Below are 17,295 nucleotides of genomic sequence, written 5' to 3'. Positions count from 1 at the left end.
TTCATGAACTGGTCGATCTCCTTCGAGCCGCTCGTTTCCTGGCCGCTGTTCTGGGTCGTCATCGTGCCGCTCGCGCTGCTCGCGCTGGCCGGCCTGTGGTTCCGTCAGCGCGGCTCTGTCCTGCGCTTCATCGCCCTGCTTGCGCTGGGCGCGGCACTGCTCAATCCCGTTTTCCTCGACGAGGAACGCGAGGCATTGAAGAGCGTCGTCGCGGTCATCGTCGATCGCAGCCAGAGCCAGGACATCGGCGACCGCACCAAGCAGACCGACGAAGCGCTGACGGGCCTTCAGCAGCGCCTCGGCCGCTTCAAGCAATTCGACGTCCGCGTCGTCGAGGCCGGCAAATCCGAGGCCGCCGATGAGCGCACGGAAACCAGGCTGTTCGGCGCGCTGGAAAGCGCTTTCCGCGATGTGCCGCCCTCGCGCATCGGCGGCGCCATCATGATCACCGATGGCGAGGTGCATGACGCGCCGGCCGGCGCTCCGGAATTCAACGCGCCGCTCCATGCGCTGATCACGGGCAACGAGCACGAGAAGGACCGCCGCATCCGCTTCGAGAACGCGCCGCGCTTTGGCCTCGTCGGCAAGCCGCTCGACATGAGCTATCGGGTGCTTTCCACGGAAGGTCAGGGCGGCCCGGTCGACGTGCGGGTCTCGGTCAATGGCGAGCAGGTCTCTGTCGAGCATGCGACCATCGGTCAGCCGATGAAGTTTGAAGTCACCATTCCCAACGCGGGCCGCAACATCGTCCAGCTTTCGATCGACCACGAGCCGGGCGAGTTGACCGACACCAACAACCGCGCCATCGCGCTGGTCGACGGCATTCGCGATCATCTGCGCGTGCTTCTGGTCTCCGGCGAGCCGCATGCCGGCGAGCGCACCTGGCGCAACCTGTTGAAATCCGACGCTTCGGTCGACCTCGTCCACTTCACCATTCTGCGACCGCCGGAAAAGCAGGACGGCACCCCGATCAACGAGCTGTCGCTGATCGCCTTCCCGACGCGCGAGCTGTTCGTCGAGAAAATCAAGGATTTCGATCTGATCATCTTCGATCGCTATCAGCACCGCGACGTGCTGCCGATCCTGTATTACGACTACATCTCCGAATATGTCGAAAAGGGTGGCGCGCTGCTGATTGCCGCCGGCCCCGAATATGCCGGCGAAAGCTCCATCGCCCGAACGCCGCTGATGTCGGCCCTGCCCGCGATGCCGAGCGGCGAGGTCGTCGATAAGGCCTTCTATCCGCGTCTCACCGATCTCGGCCAGCGCCACCCGGTCACGCGCGGGCTCGACGGCTCCGCCGCCGATCCGCCCCGCTGGAGCCGCTGGTTCCGCACCATCGGCGTCAAGAATCCCGAGGGCGCGGTGGTGATGAAAGGGGCCGACGACCGCCCCCTGCTTGTGCTCGACCGCAAGGGCGAAGGCCGGGTCGGCATGCTGCTTTCCGATCAGGGCTGGCTGTGGGCGCGCGGCTTCGAAGGCGGCGGGCCGCATGTCCAGCTCTATCGGCGCATCGCCCATTGGCTGATGAAGGAACCCGAACTTGAAGAAGAGCGGCTGACCGCCGACGGCCGCGGCATGGTGCTGGAAATCCGCCGCCAGACGATGAGCGACGATCCCGGCCCCGCTCAGGTGATCACGCCTTCCGGCAAGACGATGACCGTCAAGCTGGAAAAAGCCGAACCAGGGATTTTCACGGGCAGCCTGCAGACCAGCGAGATCGGCCTCTATCAGGTCGGCAACGGCGACCTCTCCGCGCTTGCCCATGTCGGCCCGATCAATGCGCCTGAATTCGCCGATGTCGTTTCCACCGAGGACAGGCTGAAGGCGCCGGCCGAGGCGACCGGCGGCAGCGTGCGCCGGCTCGCGCCATCCTCCATGCTTGGCGATCTTGCCGGCGGTGTGGCATTGCCTTCGATCGTACCGGTCCGCTCCTCGGGGGCGGCATCGGGGAACGATTGGATCGGGCTGCGCACCACCGACGACAGCACGCTGAAGGCCGTCTCGCGCGTGCCGCTGTTCGGCGGCTTCCTCGGCCTCGGCTTGCTGCTCCTGGCCATCGGCTCCATGTGGTATCGAGAAGGAAGGTAGAGCCTTTTCCGTCTCCCCCTTCCGGGGAAAGGTGCCCGAAGCGCCGATGAGGGGCGTCGTCCACCAATCGAATATGGCGGCTTGGTCCCACCCTCACCCTGCTCGGCCGCGGCCTCGCTTTCCCTCTCAGTACACGGGCGAGGCAGAGCCGCCCTACTCTTCCGGCTCGGTCGTGAACAGCAGCGGATAGCCCTTGGCCTTGCCGGCGTCGGTTGCTCGCGCGGCCTTGGTCTCGGCAACGTCGCGCGTGAAGACGGCGACCACGCAGACGCCGCGCGTATGCGCAGTGATCATCACGCGATGCGCCTGATCCTCGCTGAGCTTGAACTCGCCTTTAAGCACCGTCACCACGAACTCCCGCGGCGTGAAGTCGTCATTGACCAGGATGACCTTGTAGAGCTTCGGCCGCTCGGTCTTCGGCTGCGTCTTGGTACGCGGTTTGAGGACGGTCTCAGACATTGGAATTCACCAGTTGGAAACTGGGTCTGGCTTGCACTCCCTCAGTCAGGGAAGCATTTGCCCATTTGTCCGCTGGAGGGCGGAGAATCGAGGGACGATGAAGCTTATGTGGGATAGCGTTGTTTGCGCTTCAACGCCCCTGCCGACCGATCGTGCGACGCACCGTCGTCCATGTTGGAACCGCGCTCCATGAACGCGCCAATCATCCAGGCGGCGAAGCCGATCAGCGTTGCGCCCGTCAGCACGATCAGGATCCAGCTCTGTGCCGGCGTGATGTAGTCGAAGCTCGATGAGATGGCCGGCGCGAAAAGTTCCGGCTCGGTCCTGCCGCTGGCGGGATCCGGCACTGGGCTGGCTGTCAAGATGATCAGCGCTCTTGCTGCCGCGGTGGCAACCAAGCCGCCGAGAGCCAGCGAGCGCATCATGGACGAAAGCCGCTTCTTCATGCGGATTGTCCTACGGCACCGGCATTGCGATCGGGTTAAGGAAGTGGCGGGGCGCAGGCTGCCGGTGTCAGGATCTGGCCGCCGGAAGCCGCCCCGGCCGGTTTCGGCCGGAGCGGTCTTGAAAGATCAGGATCGAAGCCGGGATTAGGACTTCTTCGCGTCCTTCTTCGGGGCCTTCTTGACCGGGCACTTGTGGGTCTTGGTCACCTTGCAGGCCTTCTTGGCGGCGACCTTCTTCGGAGCGGTCTTCGCCGTAGCGTCAGCGGCCGGAGCCGTGGTCGTGGTCGAGGCGGCCGGAGCGGCGGTCGTCGTGGCGGCGGCGTTGCTGACAGCCGGCATCGAGAAAGCGAGAGCAACAGCGAGGCCGAGGGCGGAGAGGAGGGACTTTGTCATGGCTTCATTTCCTTTTTCATGCGGGTCGAGGAGTTGAGCGTCACTGAACCGGGTCGATCGGTGTCACTCCAAGCAGCTTCAAAGCGTTTGCGAGCATCCGGATGCCCTGCGCCTGTTTCTTGGCAGCGCAGAACCGGTTTCCCTTTCTTTGAAGCGCCTTCGCCGCGGTGACCTGCGTTGCCGCGGCATGGGTTTCGAGGGCTTCGTCAACTTGACGGTTGAGATTGGTGCAGCGCTCGGTCCGGGTCAGCGGCGTTACCTTTGCGTTGGAGGCCCCGACTGCGGCTGTGATGAGCGACATGCTAAGCAAAGCACCCATCACGCTGATCCAGAACCTCTGCATCGGTCTTGCCCGTTACTCCGGAAACTTGCGTCGCAGCCGATGACCTGACCGCCACGGCACCAGTTATGCCCTTGAAATTTTTCACGAGTTTTTCCCGACTGTAGAATTTTGTTTCTGAATTGTTTCTGGGGAAGTCATTCCGTCCCACGTGGCCGCCACTGGCCAAGATATGGCCCGAATTCTATCGTGTGGGTGCTCACCGAAGGGCGGCTTGGCTACAGCAAATCGCGGGGTTCTCGTGAAATCCGACTCGCACATACTGATCGTCGATGACGACAAGGGCATACGCGACCTGCTTCAGGAATTTTTCCAGAAGCGGGGGCTGCGCACGACAGTGGCCGCCGACGGCACCGAGATGGAGTCGATCCTGCGCCGGGCGCAGGTCGACCTGATCGTGCTCGATGTGATGCTTCCCGGTAAAAGCGGGCTGGAACTGTGCCGCGAGATCCGCGCCAATCACACGACACCGATCATCATGCTGACCGCGGTGACCGAGACGACGGATCGCGTCGTCGGGCTCGAGATGGGGGCTGATGACTATGTGCCGAAACCCTTCGATCCGCGCGAATTGCTCGCCCGCATCCGAGCGGTGCTGAGGCGCAACGGCACGGCCGAGCCGCGCCGGCCCACAGCCAAGCAGATCTACCGCTTTGCCGGCTGGACCATGGATTGCTCGCGCCGCCGGCTGACGGCGCCCGACGACGTGCGGGTGGAACTGACGATGGCGGAGTTCAACCTGCTGCAGACCTTCGTCAAGAGCGCGCAACGCGTTCTCACCCGCGAGCAGCTCATCGAGTTGTCCGGCGGCGACACCGGTTACAGCTTCGATCGCAGCGTCGACATCCTGGTCAGCCGCCTGCGCCGCAAGATGGAGGACGATCCCAAGACGCCGAAACTGATCTTGACTGTTCGCAGCGGTGGCTATCAGTTTCTGCCCGAAACGACCTCCGAATGAGACGCTTGCTGCCGCAAACCCTGCCTGTCTGGGTTCTGCTCATCGTCATTGCCGGCCTGATGATCAGCCAGATCGCGACGCTTTATATCGTGGCGCGCGACCGCGCCGCTGCCAACGATGTGGTTGATCTCTACCGGCTGAACGACCGCGCCTATTCGCTGGTGCAGCTGATGCATGACGCCACGCCTGAAGAACGCAAGACGACCGCGTCCGGCCTGTTCAATGCCACCTACGCATTGACCGTTTCGGATACCCCCGCCGTCACTTCCTCGATCGCCGGCGATGACCAGCTAGCCGAGCTGGAGGACATCCTGGTCGGCCGCCTGTCCAAGTTCGGCATCACCGACGCGCGTGTGCGGCGCGATCCGGCAACGCAGGAAGCCGATGTCCCGGACGGTCAGGTGATGAACAAGGATGTCGGCCAGGTCGAGCGCGATCTGCTGGTGCTGGCCGCGGATTTCGCCCAGAGCGACAAGCTGACGGCATCGCTGCGCTTTTCCGACGGCCAGTGGCTGAACTTCACCGAGCCGATCACGCCGGCTGGGCCGATCCTGAGTTGGGACAGCCTGCCGCTCTATTCGCTGATAGCGGGACTGATCATCGTGATGTCGATCTGGTCGCTGCGCCGGCTGACCGCACCCTATCGCATGATGGAGACCGCGGTGAACCGCATCGGCAAAGACCTCAAAAGCCCGCCCATCGCCGAGACCGGCAGCCGCGAGATCCGCGCCGCGGCAAAGGCAGTCAACGCCATGCAGATGCGCCTGCGCGACTATGTCGAAGACCGCGAGCACTTGGCGGCGGCACTGGCGCATGATCTGCGCACGCCGCTGACCAGGATGCGATTGCGTCTCGAGCTGCTGCGCAAATCGCCGGCCCGTGAAGCGCTGGCGCATGACCTTGCCGACATCGAGAGCATCGCGAGCTCGGTGATCGACTTCGCCAAATTCGAGGTCACCGAGGAAAAGGCCGAGCGGATCGACTTCTGGTCGCTGGTGGAGGCGGTCGCCGACATGTTCGAGGACGCTTCGTTCGACGAGGACGCCACGCCTTCGCGCGGCCTGGTCTGCATCGCGCGGCCGGTGGCGCTGCGCCGCTGCATCACCAATCTAGTCCAGAACGCCGTCACCTATGGCAAGAAGGCGCATATCGGCGTGCAGCGCTCTGGCGACACAATCACGCTCAGCATCCGCGATGAAGGGCCGGGCATTCCGCAGGCAAAGCTGGATCAGGTGTTCGGTTCCTTCGTGCGCCTCGAACAGTCGCGCAACCGCGAGACCGGCGGGCTCGGCCTCGGCCTGACCATCGCCCGCAACATCGCCCGCGGCGCCGGCGGCGAGATCAGCCTTTCCAACCATCCCGGCGGCGGCCTGCTGACGGAGCTGCGCCTGCCGCTGGCAGCTTGAGTCAGCAAGCGCTTTCCCGGCTGCTCCAGAGGACTGGATCAACCGCGCCATCCTTGTGATAGTGCAGCCCGCCCTAAAGCGCCGTGCGTACTCCAGGACGCGGGATGCTGTAGCACTTCAATTTGGTGCATGACCCTTACCGAACCGAAGGTCAGCGACGCAAAAATCGATTCTGATTTTCGGATCCCCGCACGAGGAACCGAACCATGTTCTACGCAATCCTTGCCTATCACGTCGAAGAGACCGTCCAGTCCTGGACGCCCGACGAGGATGCAGCCGTCATGAAAGACCTGCTCGAGATCAACGACAGGCTGACCCGCGCCGGCAAGCTGGGCCCGGCGGCAAGGCTGGGCGAGACGGCGAAAGCCGTCACGCTGCGCGGTCCGGGCGACGGCATGGTGATCGACGGCCCCTTTGCCGAGACCAAGGAGCAGTTGCTGGGCCTCTATGTGCTGGATTGCGCCAACCAGGACGAGGCGATAGCGGTGGCGCGCGATCTCAGGCGCGTCAATCCCACCGCCGTCTACGAGATCCGGCCGATTGCGCTTTATCTGCCGGGCGCGCCGCTGGCCTGAATTCCGGGAGAAGCGACGGATTCACCGCAGCGGGCGGCGCCCGGCGGTGCGGCTGCGCGCCGCAGCATCCGCGGGGGCTTCATCGGCCGGATAGCCGAAATCCTTCAGCTCCGAAATGGACAGACCGGCCAAAGCCCTGCGCTGCATGGCGTCCTGATACCGGCGCTGGAACCCGGCGAAGATTAACGCGATCTTGGCGGCGAGCGTGCCGGCAACTCGGGTGCTCGGCTGGCAGGTTCTGATATTGATGTAGGTCATTGTCATTCTCCCTCGTTCGAACTCACGAGGGCAGTGTCTCATCGGCGCGCTTTGGCAACGTTCGTCCAGGCGTGAAACCGCAGGAAAAACCCCGCAAAATCGTCGTTAAGTCGGCGGCGGGACATGGTATTCTGCTTAACGCTGTTTCACGGGGCCCCGGATGCACATTCGATTGCTTGGCGGCATCGAGGCTGTCTCCGCAGGCGGGCAACCTCTGCACTTCGCGACGCGCAAGACGTCGCTGCTCTTTGCCGCGCTGGTTCTGGCCGGCCCGAAAGGGCTTCGCCGCGAGAAGGTGGCGGCGATGCTGTGGACCGGCAGCGGCGAGCAGCAGGCGCGAAACAGCCTGCGCCAGGCCCTGGTCGACATCAGGCGGCTGTTTCCGTCCACCGGCAACGAGGCCATTCGCATCGAAGGCAATGCCGACACCATCTGGCTGGTGGCGAATGACAACGAGGCCGACATCTGGATTTTCGACCGGAACTGCCAGGCCGATGACGGCGCGAGCCTCGCGGCAGCTGCCGACCTGTACCGGGGCGACCTGCTGGACGGACTGCCATCCCCCGGCGAAATCGACGAATGGCTTGCGCCGCTTCGGGCGAACTACACCCGCAAGGCGTTGGACCTGGCCGAACGGCTGAGCCTCCTGCCGGAACTCGGTGAACGCGAGGAGCAGGCCTGCGAAAGACTGGCTGAGCGGCTAGTGACGTCCGACCCATGCGCCGAGCAGGCCCACCGCGCCCTGATCCGCGTCTTCCGCCGCCACGGCCGGACCAACGACGCCTTTCGTCAGTTCCTGGCCTGTAAGGAAGCGCTCAAGCGCGAGCTCGGTGTCGAGCCTGAGGAAGCGACGCGGGCGCTGATCGAACGCATCGAGGCGCCAATGGAGCTGAAGGGTTCGATAGCCGACTATGGCCAGCCCGAGGCCGAACTTTCCCGCCTGGAAGCGAAGGCGCCTCGCCCTGTCGTTTCGGTGCCGGAAAAGCCGTCGATCGCGGTCCTGCCGTTCCAGAACATGAGCGGCGACGCCGAGCAGGAATATTTCACTGACGGCGTTGTCGAGGAGATCACGACGGCGCTGTCGCATGTCAGCTGGCTGTTCGTGATCGCGCGGAATTCCGCCTTCGCCTACAAGGGCCAGGCGGTCGACGTCACCCGCGTGGCACGCGAGCTCGGGGTGCGCTATGTGCTGGAGGGCAGTGTCCGCAAGGCCGGCAGCCGGCTTCGGGTGGCAGGTCAGCTTATCGAGGCGTCGGCGGGAGTAAATCTCTGGGCCGACCGCTTCGAAGGCGATGTCTCGGAGGTGTTCGAACTGCAGGACCTCGTTGCCTCCAGTGTCATCGGCGCAATTTCACCCAGACTCGAACAGGCCGAGATGGCGCGGGCCAAGCGCAAGCCCACCGAGAGCCTCGACGCTTATGACCACTATCTGCGCGGCATGGCGAGCCTTTACCGCTGGACGAGAGAAGGGCTGGAGGAGGCGTTGCCACAGTTCTACAGGGCCATCCAGCTCGACCCCGATTTTGCCGCCGCGGAAGGCGCTGCCGCCTGGTGCTATTTCTGGCGCATGGCGAATGGCTGGATGACCGACCGGCAGAAGGAAACAGCCGAGGTATCCAGGCTCGTCGGCGACGTGGCTATCGCCGGCAAGGACGATGCGGTGGCGCTGGCTTTCAGCGGCCTGGCGCTGGGTTATGTCACCGGCGACTACGAGGCCGGATCGGCACTGGCCGACCGCGCGCTCGTGCTCAACCCGAACTGCGCAGCCGCCTGGAGCGCCAGCGGCTGCCTCAAGGCCTGCCATGACGACCCGGACATCGCAATCGAGCACATGTCGCGGGCAAGGCGGCTGAGCCCGCTCGATCCGCTGACCTTCTTCATGCAGACCTTCACTGCCTTCGCTCACTTCGTGGCCGGCCGCTACGACGCCGCCTGGCCGCTCGCCGAGGCGGCGTCGCGCGCGCAGCCCTATTATCTCACCGGCCTGCGTGTGGCGGCCGCCAGCAACGCCATGGCCGGCAGGCGGGATGCCGCGAGCAGGCACATCGCGCGCTCACTGGAGCTCGACCCGCAACTGAAGCTTTCCAACCTCAAGCACCGGGTGGGGCAGATCAGGCCAGAATATTTCGCCAAATATGTCGAAGCGCTACGGCTGGCCGGCCTGCCGGAATGACATATCTTGCGCAATCTCGTCAGTCTGGTAGCGCCGCGGCCCTGATTTCCGCTCCGATGCGAAGCGTCTCACGCAGCAGGAGATCGAGGTCGTCGCGCCGCGTTCGGTGATTGGTGATCGCGACCCGCAGGCAATGCTGCCCGTGCACCGTGGTGTCGGAGACGGCTGCAATGCCTTCTTCCTGCACCCGGAGCATGATTTCGGTGTTGAACGCCTTGAGCTGTTCCTCGGAGGCGCCGTCCAGGCGATGGCGGAAGCAGACGATGTTGATGGTGGTCGGCGCCGTCAGCTCGAGCGCCGGCTCGGCCCGGATCAGCTCGGTCAGATAGCCGGCCTGGGCGATGTTCTGGTCGATCAGCCGCCCGAATTTCTCGATGCCATGCTCCTTGAGCGACATCCAGATCTTGAGCGCGCGAAAACCGCGCGATGTCTGCAGGCCATAGTCGTGCAGCCATTGCCCCGAGGCGAGGCCGCGCGGCGTCGATTCCAGATATTCCGGCGTGACGGCGAAGGCGTTGCGGTGGGCGACGGCGTCGCGAACCAGCGCACAGCCCGCTTCGAAGGGCGCGTGCAGCCATTTGTGCGGGTCGAGCGCGATGGAATGGGCGCGTTCGATGCCGGCAACGAGCGATCTGTTTTCAGGCGCGATGGCGATCAGGGCGCCGATGCAGCCATCGACATGAAACCAGAGGTCTTCCTCTGCCGCCAACACGGCCAGCGCCCGCAAGTCGTCGATCGCGCCCGTGTTGACGGTTCCTGCGGTGCCGATGATGCAAGCCGGCTTGAAACCTGCCGCGCGGTCATCCGCGATGGCGGTCTTGAGCGCATCGACATCGATGCGCAGATCGGCGTCGGTCGCGACCCGCCGCAGCGCCCGGTTGCCGAGGCCGAGCGCTTCCATGGCCTTGCGGTGGCAGGAATGGACCTGGTCCGAGGCATAGAAGCGCAACGGTTTTGGGATCGCCCCGACACCCCTTTCGCGCACGTCGACGCCTGCTTTGGCATTGCGCGCCACGGTCAAACCGATGAGGTTGGCCATCGAGCCGCCGCTGACAAGCGTGCCGCTGGCCGAAGCCGGGAAGCCCACCATCTCCTTGCACCAGTCGACCACTTGGCTGTCCATCAGCCCGGCGGCGTGATTGCCACCGCCGAGGTTCGAGCCCTGGATCGCCGCCAGGAAATCGCCCAGCGCGCCCGTGAAATTGCTTGACCCCATATACCAAGACCAGAAGCGCGGATGGATGTTGCCCATCGGATAGGCCATGACGTTGCGGGCGACATCGCCATAGACCTCGACTATCGGTGCCGGCGAGCGCGGCAGCGGCGCCGAAAAGAAGGCGCGAACCTCGACCGGCATTTGGCGCCACACCGGACGGTCCCGGACATCCTTGAGATAAGCGACGGCATCCTCGACGATCCGATGCGACAGGGCCTGCATCTCGGCCCAGTCTGGCGGGTCGAGCGTCTCATCCATCACCGCTGCTTCCTGCAAAGTGTCCATTCGCTGCTCCCCCGCCATCATTCCTGGATCGTCGCGCGGCGCCGCCATCCGAGTGGACAGCAGCGCCGCGATTTGTCCTCAGGCGTCGAACTGGCAGCCTGGTGTGGAGCGCGACAGTGCCGTCTCCTCGGCATCCATCTCAGCCTCGATGCCGTCGAAGAGCGGGGTCGACATGTAGCGCTCGCCGGTGTCGGGCAGCATGCACAAGATCACCGAGCCAGCCGGAGCGGTGCCCGCGATCTGGCGCGCGACGGCGAAGGTAGCGCCGCCTGAAATGCCGGTGAAGATGCCTTCCTGCTGCGCCAGGGCCTTGGCCCATTTAATGCCTTCCGGGCCGGCGATCGGCACCACATCGTCATAGTAGCGCTTGTCGATCGCCTCCTGCAGCACGTTGGGGATGAAGTCCGGCGTCCAGCCCTGGATCGGATGCGGCTCGAAGGCCGGATGGCTGGCGGACGGCGCACCGCCCTGGCCACGCTCCTGCGGCTTGCCGCTGCCGATAAGCTGCGCGTTCGCCGGTTCGGCAAGCACGATGCGGACATCCGGCCGCTCGCGGTGCAGCACCCGGCCGACGCCGGCCACGGTCCCGCCGGTGCCGTAGCCGGTGACCAGCACGTCGAGGCGCGACCCTGCGAAATCGTTGATGATCTCGCGCGCCGTGGTCGCCTCGTGGATGGCGGCATTGGCTTCCGTCTCGAACTGGCGCGCCAGGAACCAGCCGTTGGCGTCGGCGAGTTCCACCGCCTTCTTGTACATCCCGAAACCCTTCTGGGCGCGCGGCGTCAGCACCACCTTGGCGCCAAGCATGCGCATCAGCTTGCGGCGCTCGATCGAGAAGCTGTCGGCCATCGTCACCACCAGCGGGTAGCCCTTCTGCGCGCAGACCATGGCAAGGCCGATACCGGTGTTGCCGCTGGTCGCCTCGATGACGGTCTGGCCCGGCTTCAGCTTGCCGCTACGCTCGCCTTCCTCGATGATGTTGAGCGCCAGCCGATCCTTCACCGAGGCCGCCGGATTGAAGAACTCGGCCTTCACATAGATGGTCGCGTGGCCGGGGCCGAGATTGTTGATACGGATGACCGGCGTGTCGCCGACGGTGTCGAGAATGCTGTCGAACAGCCGGCCGCGACCGGCAGTGGTCCTGATTTTCAATTTCTGCAACATGGGCTTTTCTCCTCGCGATCTCACGCGCCGGTTACAGACCGGCGGCTTGGGCGGCGCGGTTTCGACACCTTGCCGCGTTAGGTTGCTTGACCTGCCGCGAATGCGGCAACGGCGGCATTCCGGCATGGAATTGGGCTGCCGGATGCTTCCTGTCGTCTTTGGTGATAGAACATGGACCAACTGGTGAGCGTTGGAGAAAGCGTGGGAACATACGTGGAATCCAGCCGATCGAGCCCGAACGACACTGCCGCCGGCCTGTCCTTGCGACTGCTTGGGCAACTGACGATCGCGCGTGGCGGCGAGCCGGTTAAATTGCCTTCTTCGCGCAAGTTGCGCGCGCTGCTGGCCTATCTGGCGCTCGCGCCACATCCCGTCAGCCGCAGCCGGCTTTGCGAGCTTCTGTGGGACGTGCCGAACGATCCGCGCGGCGAGCTTCGCTGGTGCCTGAGCAAGCTTCGCGGCGCGCTTAACCAACCGGGCCGGCAGAGGGTCGAGACCGAGGGCGACACCGTGGCGCTTCGTCTTGCCGATACGAACGTCGATGCCGTTGAAGCCGCCGCAGCGGTCGCCGAAGGGATCGAGACGCTCAGCCTCGGGCGTCTTCGGGCGCTTGCGCAGCTCTTCGCCGGCGATTTCCTTGACGGGCTGGAGCTCGATCGGAGCCCGCATTTCACCAGTTGGCTGACCGCGCAACGCCGCCGTTTCAGCTCGTGCCACGTCGCCGTTCTGGAGCACATCATCGGCCTGCTCCCCCAGGGAGCCGATGAAGCGGGCGCCTATCTGGACAGATGGCTGGAACTCGCGCCCTTCGATGGCCGCGCCCATGTGGCGCTGCTGGAAAACCTTGCGCGGCGGGGACAGATCGGCGCCGGTGAGGAGCATATTGCGACCGCAGGGGAACTCTTCCGCTCCGAGGAGCTGGATGTCGCTCCCTTGCGGGAAGCATGGCATGAGATAAAGGCACGCCACTCCAGCGCAACGCCATGCGCGCGATCCGGGCTAGCTCTTCCGGCCACGCAAGCACCGATCGTTGCCGTCGAATCCGAACCCGCCGCCGTGCGCCGGGCCTCGCTGGCGGTGATGCCGTTCGCGGAAAGCGACGTCAATTTCCGTGGCGGGCTTGCCGACGGCTTGACCCACGACATCATAACGCGGCTCGCCAAGCTTCGCGATTTCTTCGTCATTGCCCGCGGATCGGTCTTCGCGCTGGCCGAGAAGGACATCGCGCCGGAGGACGCCGGGCGCCGGCTGAATGTCGACTATGTGGCGACAGGCTCGGTCCGCAGCCTTTCGGGCAGGGTGATCGTCTCGGTCGAGCTCGTCGAGGTCCGCACCGCGAGGATTGTGTGGGCCGAGACCTTCGAGCACAGGCCGGACGAGATCTTCACGGTGATAGACGACATCGGCAACAGCATCGTCTCTTCGATCGCCGCCGAGATCGCGACCGTCGAGCGAAACCGGGCAATGCTTAAGGCGCCGAATTCGCTGAATGCGTGGGAAGCCTATCATCGCGGGCTCTGGCACATGTACCGCTTCACCCGCCAGGAAAACGAACTGGCGCAGCAGTTCTTCAATGACGCCCTGAAGCTCGACCCGACCTTCGCCCGAGCCTATGCAGGCCTCTCCTTCACGCATTGGCAGAATGCCTTTCAGCGTTGGGGCGATCGCGACCGTGAGGCGTCGCTGGCTTTCTCAACCGCGGGTCACAGCCTCCTGGTCGATGACCGCAATCCGGCCGCGCACTGGGCGATGGGCCGCGCCTTGTGGCTGCGCGGCGAGCAGGACGGCTCGCTGCTTGAGCTGGCGAAGGCCGTCGACCTCAGCCCGAACTTCGCGCTCGGCCACTATGCCCTGTCCTTTGTCCATTCGCAGTCGGGCGATCCGCAATCGGCGATCGGCTCCTCCGATCACTCGCGCCATCTCAGCCCCTTTGACCCATTGCTGTTCGGCATGATGGGCGCGCGGGCCATGGCCCATGCGCGGCTGGGCGAATACGATGAAGCCGCCGAATGGGCGCTGAAAGCTGCGGCCAGGCCCAACGCCCATGTCATCATCCTGGCGATCGCCGCGCATTGCCTGGCGCTGGCCGGCCGCCAGGACGAGGCACGAAACTTCGCCACCGCGATCCGCACCACGTGGCCCGACTATCGGGCGGACGATTTCATTGCCACCTTCCGCTTCGACCGGGACGCCGAGGCCCTGTTCCGCAGAGGCGCGAAGCTGATCGGATTGAATTGACCGAGGTCTGGCCGAGCCGAGAATGGCGACCAGGAACGCGGCGTTTGCAGGCCGGCATCAACTGAATATCAATAGACCTTAGTGGATCAGCGGACCGCTGGCCTTCCGCCACGCATCGATGCCGCCCTGGATGTGGCGGGCGCTCGATATTCCGCGATCCTGCGCCGCCTGCACCGCCATCGCCGAGCGCTCGCCGAAGGCGCAATAGAACAGGATCTGCTTGGCTGTCGATTTCGCCAGCTCGTGCAGCATGCCGCCGGCGGCGATATTCTCCTGCAGCCGCGCATAGGGCAGATGGATCGCGCCGGGGATGACGCCGTGACGATCCCGTTCGGATTGCTCGCGCAGGTCGATCAGCGCCACGTCGGGCCGACCGACCAGCGCCAGCGCCTGTTCGGCGGTCACTGCCCAGCCGCGACTGGCGATGTCGTCCTGATGCAGCCCCACCCGCATGTTGGCCGGCACGGCCACATCCATCATCTTCGGATTGGACAGCTTCAGGTTGTTCATGATGTTCACGTATTCGTCCACCGACTTCACCTGCAGGCGCGGATTGAAGGCCTTTTCCTCGCCGATCGTCGACACGGTTTCGCCCTTGTAGTCGTGTGCCGGAAAGATCAGCGTCTCGTCGGGAAGCTTGAGCAGGCGGCCGAAGATCGATTCGTATTGCTGGCGCGGATCGCCGTTCTGGAAGTCGGTGCGGCCGGTGCCGCGAATGAGCAGCGTGTCGCCGGTGAAGACGCGGTCCGGCAGGACGAAGCTGTAGGAATCGTCGGTGTGGCCGGGCGTATAGACGACGTCCAGCGCCAGTCCCTCGATGGCAAGCTTGTCGCCGTCGGCAAGCCGCATCGACACGACGTCGGCCTTGGTCTGCTCACCCATCACGGTGACGCAATGCGTCCTGTCGCGCAGCGCGCCGAGCCCGGTGATGTGGTCGGCATGAAGATGTGTGTCGACCGCTTTGACCAGTCTGAGGTCGAGCTCGTTGACCAGTTGCAGGTAGCGTTCGACCTTCTCCAGCACCGGATCGATGATCAGTGCCTCGCCGCCGCGGCGGCTGGCGAGGAGATAGGAATAAGTGCCCGAAACGGAATCGAAAAGCTGACGGAAGATCATTTTATCGGCCCCATGCGCGAGCGGCCCACCCCGGCTGCCGACCAAGTCTAGATCAAGCATGAGGTGCCCGCCAGCGAACACTTCATGCTTGAGCTAAGGCCGAGCTCCTACCGCCTGAGCACCGCGCTCAGCACGTCGCGGATGCCGATCGCGCCGACGAAGCGCGAGCCTTCGTCGAACAGCGCCACCGGTGCCGTCTGCGAGCGGTGCATGGCGAGCATCACCGTCTTCAGCGACGTGCCGGGATTGGCCCAGAACACCTGCGCACCCTCCTCCGGCTGCCTCTCGACCTCGGCGCAGGATACCCACACCGCCGGCTTGCCGTCGCGTTCGGCCGCCGCCACCAGGCCATGCTCGTCGATCTTGAAGCGCGTCGTCTTGCGCCGGTCGAGCCAGACCCAGCCATTCTCGCCCTGCTCGAGATCGCGGCGATCGCGCATCACGTTCCAGGCGGTGAGCACCGAGAGCGGATTCACATTGGCGATGAAGTCGCGGACATAGTCGTTGGCCGGCCTGAGCACGATGTCTTCCGGCGCGCCGGTCTGGACGATGCGCCCGCCTTCCATGATGGTGATGTGGCTGCCGATCTTCAGCGCCTCCTCGAGGTCATGGCTGACGAAGATGATGGTCTTCTTCAGCGCCGCCTGGAGCTGCAGGAGCTCGTCCTGCAGCTTGGTGCGGATCAGCGGATCGAGGGCCGAGAACGGCTCGTCCATCAACAGGATCGGCGCCTCGGTGGCGAAGGCGCGGGCGAGGCCGACGCGCTGCTGCATGCCGCCAGAAAGTTCATGCGCGTATTTCTTCGACCACTGGTCGAGATGGACCAGCTGGAGCTGCTTCTGCACCCGTGCCTTGCGCTCGGCCTCCGGCACGCCGGCGAGTTCAAGGCCGAAGCCGACATTCTCCTCGACCGTGCGCCATGGCAGCAGGCCGAACTGTTGGAACACCATCGCCACCTGCTTCTGCCGCAGTCGTCTCAGCGTCGGCTCGTCGCAGGTGACGACGTCGACCGTGCGGTCGCCGTCATTGACCAGCACCTGGCCGCGCGACACCACGTTCAACCGGTTGACGGCTCTCAGCAGCGTCGACTTGCCGGAGCCGGAAAGCCCCATCAGCACCGAGATCTCGCCCTCATGCACGGTGAGGTTGGCGCCGGCGCAGCCCAGCACGTTGCCGGTCTTTTCGAGGATTTCGGCGCGGGTTGCGCCCTGGTCGATCAGCGCGAGGGATTGCGCCTGGTCGGCACCGAAGACGATATCGACATTCTTGAAATCGACGGCGACGGTCATTTCTTGCCTCCAACGCCGATGCGGGTCATGCGATCGAGCACGATGGCGAGCACGACGATGGCAAGGCCTGCTTCAAGCCCGAGGTCGATCTTGCGGGAGCCCAGCGCGCGGTTGATTTCGGTGCCCAGACCGCCGGCGCCGATCAGCGCCGCGAACACCACCATCGACAGCGACAGCATGATCGACTGGGTCAGCCCCGCCATGATCGTGGGCAGCGCCGAGGGCAATTCGACCTTCCACAGAAGCTGGTTCTTGGTGGCGCCGAAGGACTCGCCCGCCTCGATGATCGCCTTGGGCACCGAGACGATGCCGAGATGGGTGAGACGCACCGCCGTCGGGATGACGAAGATGATGGTGACGATGAGGCCGGGCGCGTTGCCCAGCCCGAACAGCGTCAGCACCGGGATCAGGTAGACGAAGGTCGGCAGCGTCTGCATCAGGTCAAGCACCGGCAGCATCACGCGGTAGACCTTCGGCTTGTGCGCCGCCCAGATGCCGAGCGGCACGCCGATCGCCATTGCCATGGCGGCGGCGGCCACCACCAGCACCAGTGTCTGCACCGTCTGCTTCCAGAGGTTCTGGTTGATGATGAAGATGAGGCCGATGAAGACGCCGATGGCGAGCGGCCGCGAGCGTTGCAGGAACCAGGCGATGACGGCGACGACCAGCGCCAGCAGAACCGGCGGCAGCATCAGCAGGAGGTCCACCGCCCCGTCGAGGATGAAGTTCAGGCCGTTCGAAAAGGCCCTGAAGACGGTATCGAAATTCTCGGTGAGGAAGCCGAAGAAGGCCTTGCCCCATGGACCTATGGGAATCTTGTAGGCGACCAGAAATTTCGAGATCGGATCCATCTTTCCCCTCTTTGATCCTTGCCGCCCTTGCCGAGCG

Annotated in this window: 16 protein-coding genes; 6 read left to right on the top strand and 10 right to left on the bottom strand. The window is 64.6% G+C overall.

Features of this window, described 5'->3' with window-relative positions:
- The first annotated feature begins 3 nt into the window (after positions 1 to 3).
- Positions 4 to 2,091 carry a hypothetical protein gene (locus tag CK221_RS07645; RefSeq protein WP_095777287.1) on the top strand — a complete coding sequence of 696 codons (2,088 nt, stop codon included), beginning with the start codon at positions 4 to 6 and terminating at the stop codon, positions 2,089 to 2,091.
- A 153-nt stretch (positions 2,092 to 2,244) separates the two neighbouring features.
- Here CK221_RS07645 and clpS read toward each other — a convergent pair whose 3' ends face one another.
- The 4 genes from clpS to CK221_RS07625 form a co-directional block, all read right to left on the bottom strand.
- Positions 2,245 to 2,550 (bottom strand): ATP-dependent Clp protease adapter ClpS, encoded by a 306-nt coding sequence (clpS, locus tag CK221_RS07640; RefSeq protein ID WP_095777286.1) that lies wholly within the window; start codon positions 2,548 to 2,550, stop codon positions 2,245 to 2,247.
- Positions 2,551 to 2,654: 104 nt separating this feature from the next.
- Entirely contained in the window at positions 2,655 to 2,996 is a 342-nt protein-coding gene (locus tag CK221_RS07635) for a hypothetical protein (protein WP_245430586.1), read from the bottom strand.
- A 144-nt stretch (positions 2,997 to 3,140) separates the two neighbouring features.
- Positions 3,141 to 3,389: a hypothetical protein gene (locus tag CK221_RS07630; protein ID WP_066994288.1), complete on the bottom strand. Its 249-nt coding sequence runs from the start codon at positions 3,387 to 3,389 to the stop codon at positions 3,141 to 3,143.
- Positions 3,390 to 3,429: 40 nt separating this feature from the next.
- Positions 3,430 to 3,732 carry a hypothetical protein gene (locus CK221_RS07625; protein WP_066994286.1) on the bottom strand — a complete coding sequence of 101 codons (303 nt, stop codon included), beginning with the start codon at positions 3,730 to 3,732 and terminating at the stop codon, positions 3,430 to 3,432.
- A gap of 238 nt (positions 3,733 to 3,970) precedes the next feature.
- Here CK221_RS07625 and CK221_RS07620 point away from each other — a divergent pair, with 238 nt between their 5' ends.
- The 3 genes from CK221_RS07620 (at position 3,971) to CK221_RS07610 (ending at position 6,668) form a co-directional block, all read left to right on the top strand.
- Entirely contained in the window at positions 3,971 to 4,687 is a 717-nt protein-coding gene (locus CK221_RS07620; RefSeq protein ID WP_066994281.1) for a response regulator transcription factor, read from the top strand.
- A complete protein-coding gene (locus CK221_RS07615; protein WP_095777285.1) occupies positions 4,684 to 6,093 on the top strand; it encodes an ATP-binding protein in 1,410 nt (469 codons plus the stop codon). The genes CK221_RS07620 and CK221_RS07615 overlap by 4 nt, the downstream gene beginning before the upstream one ends.
- Positions 6,094 to 6,299: 206 nt before the next feature.
- Positions 6,300 to 6,668, top strand: coding sequence for a YciI family protein (locus CK221_RS07610; protein ID WP_066994274.1), 369 nt, complete (start codon positions 6,300 to 6,302; stop codon positions 6,666 to 6,668).
- A gap of 21 nt (positions 6,669 to 6,689) precedes the next feature.
- Here the strand turns inward: CK221_RS07610 and CK221_RS07605 are convergent, their stop codons facing one another.
- A complete protein-coding gene (locus tag CK221_RS07605) occupies positions 6,690 to 6,926 on the bottom strand; it encodes a hypothetical protein (RefSeq protein WP_040996927.1) in 237 nt (78 codons plus the stop codon).
- Between the two features lie 160 nt (positions 6,927 to 7,086).
- Here CK221_RS07605 and CK221_RS07600 point away from each other — a divergent pair, with 160 nt between their 5' ends.
- Complete coding sequence (locus CK221_RS07600; RefSeq protein ID WP_095777284.1) at positions 7,087 to 9,099, top strand: BTAD domain-containing putative transcriptional regulator; 2,013 nt, start codon at positions 7,087 to 7,089, stop codon at positions 9,097 to 9,099.
- Between the two features lie 19 nt (positions 9,100 to 9,118).
- On the opposite strand, the gene CK221_RS07595 is transcribed toward CK221_RS07600, so the two are convergent.
- Both CK221_RS07595 and CK221_RS07590 read right to left on the bottom strand, forming a co-directional pair.
- The gene (locus CK221_RS07595) at positions 9,119 to 10,600 is read right to left on the bottom strand and encodes an aspartate aminotransferase family protein (RefSeq protein WP_095777369.1); all 1,482 of its coding nucleotides are present in this window, start codon (positions 10,598 to 10,600) and stop codon (positions 9,119 to 9,121) included.
- A 78-nt stretch (positions 10,601 to 10,678) separates the two neighbouring features.
- Entirely contained in the window at positions 10,679 to 11,764 is a 1,086-nt protein-coding gene (locus CK221_RS07590; RefSeq protein ID WP_095777283.1) for a pyridoxal-phosphate dependent enzyme, read from the bottom strand.
- 171 nt (positions 11,765 to 11,935) lie between these two features.
- Between CK221_RS07590 and CK221_RS07585 the strand changes: the two genes are divergently transcribed.
- A complete protein-coding gene (locus tag CK221_RS07585) occupies positions 11,936 to 14,002 on the top strand; it encodes a BTAD domain-containing putative transcriptional regulator (protein WP_095777282.1) in 2,067 nt (688 codons plus the stop codon).
- A gap of 78 nt (positions 14,003 to 14,080) precedes the next feature.
- Here the strand turns inward: CK221_RS07585 and CK221_RS07580 are convergent, their stop codons facing one another.
- The 3 genes from CK221_RS07580 to choW form a co-directional block, all read right to left on the bottom strand.
- Positions 14,081 to 15,118, bottom strand: coding sequence for an MBL fold metallo-hydrolase (locus CK221_RS07580; RefSeq protein ID WP_095777281.1), 1,038 nt, complete (start codon positions 15,116 to 15,118; stop codon positions 14,081 to 14,083).
- Between the two features lie 107 nt (positions 15,119 to 15,225).
- A complete protein-coding gene (choV, locus tag CK221_RS07575) occupies positions 15,226 to 16,407 on the bottom strand; it encodes a choline ABC transporter ATP-binding protein (RefSeq protein WP_095777280.1) in 1,182 nt (393 codons plus the stop codon).
- Entirely contained in the window at positions 16,404 to 17,258 is an 855-nt protein-coding gene (gene choW, locus CK221_RS07570; protein WP_066994259.1) for a choline ABC transporter permease subunit, read from the bottom strand. The genes choV and choW overlap by 4 nt, the downstream gene beginning before the upstream one ends.
- Positions 17,259 to 17,295: the final 37 nt, after the last annotated feature.

The sequence above is a fragment of the Mesorhizobium sp. WSM3868 genome (assembly GCF_002294785.1).
GTDB lineage: Bacteria > Pseudomonadota > Alphaproteobacteria > Rhizobiales > Rhizobiaceae > Mesorhizobium.
Note: the sequence above shows the minus strand (reverse complement) of the source record. Positions and strands in the feature narration are given on the sequence as shown.

What these genes read in the sequence shown, in the direction of transcription:
- CK221_RS07630 (WP_066994288.1), bottom strand. Translation starts at nt 3,389, where the DNA reads ATGACAAAGTCCCTCCTCTCCGCCCTCGGCCTCGCTGTTGCTCTCGCT.
- CK221_RS07645 (WP_095777287.1), top strand. Translation starts at nt 4, where the DNA reads ATGAACTGGTCGATCTCCTTCGAGCCGCTCGTTTCCTGGCCGCTGTTC.
- CK221_RS07580 (WP_095777281.1), bottom strand. Translation starts at nt 15,118, where the DNA reads ATGATCTTCCGTCAGCTTTTCGATTCCGTTTCGGGCACTTATTCCTAT.
- CK221_RS07610 (WP_066994274.1), top strand. Translation starts at nt 6,300, where the DNA reads ATGTTCTACGCAATCCTTGCCTATCACGTCGAAGAGACCGTCCAGTCC.
- choV (WP_095777280.1), bottom strand. Translation starts at nt 16,407, where the DNA reads ATGACCGTCGCCGTCGATTTCAAGAATGTCGATATCGTCTTCGGTGCC.
- choW (WP_066994259.1), bottom strand. Translation starts at nt 17,258, where the DNA reads ATGGATCCGATCTCGAAATTTCTGGTCGCCTACAAGATTCCCATAGGT.
- CK221_RS07595 (WP_095777369.1), bottom strand. Translation starts at nt 10,600, where the DNA reads ATGGACACTTTGCAGGAAGCAGCGGTGATGGATGAGACGCTCGACCCG.
- CK221_RS07590 (WP_095777283.1), bottom strand. Translation starts at nt 11,764, where the DNA reads ATGTTGCAGAAATTGAAAATCAGGACCACTGCCGGTCGCGGCCGGCTG.
- CK221_RS07585 (WP_095777282.1), top strand. Translation starts at nt 11,936, where the DNA reads ATGGACCAACTGGTGAGCGTTGGAGAAAGCGTGGGAACATACGTGGAA.
- CK221_RS07625 (WP_066994286.1), bottom strand. Translation starts at nt 3,732, where the DNA reads ATGCAGAGGTTCTGGATCAGCGTGATGGGTGCTTTGCTTAGCATGTCG.
- CK221_RS07600 (WP_095777284.1), top strand. Translation starts at nt 7,087, where the DNA reads ATGCACATTCGATTGCTTGGCGGCATCGAGGCTGTCTCCGCAGGCGGG.
- clpS (WP_095777286.1), bottom strand. Translation starts at nt 2,550, where the DNA reads ATGTCTGAGACCGTCCTCAAACCGCGTACCAAGACGCAGCCGAAGACC.
- CK221_RS07605 (WP_040996927.1), bottom strand. Translation starts at nt 6,926, where the DNA reads ATGACCTACATCAATATCAGAACCTGCCAGCCGAGCACCCGAGTTGCC.
- CK221_RS07615 (WP_095777285.1), top strand. Translation starts at nt 4,684, where the DNA reads ATGAGACGCTTGCTGCCGCAAACCCTGCCTGTCTGGGTTCTGCTCATC.
- CK221_RS07635 (WP_245430586.1), bottom strand. Translation starts at nt 2,996, where the DNA reads ATGAAGAAGCGGCTTTCGTCCATGATGCGCTCGCTGGCTCTCGGCGGC.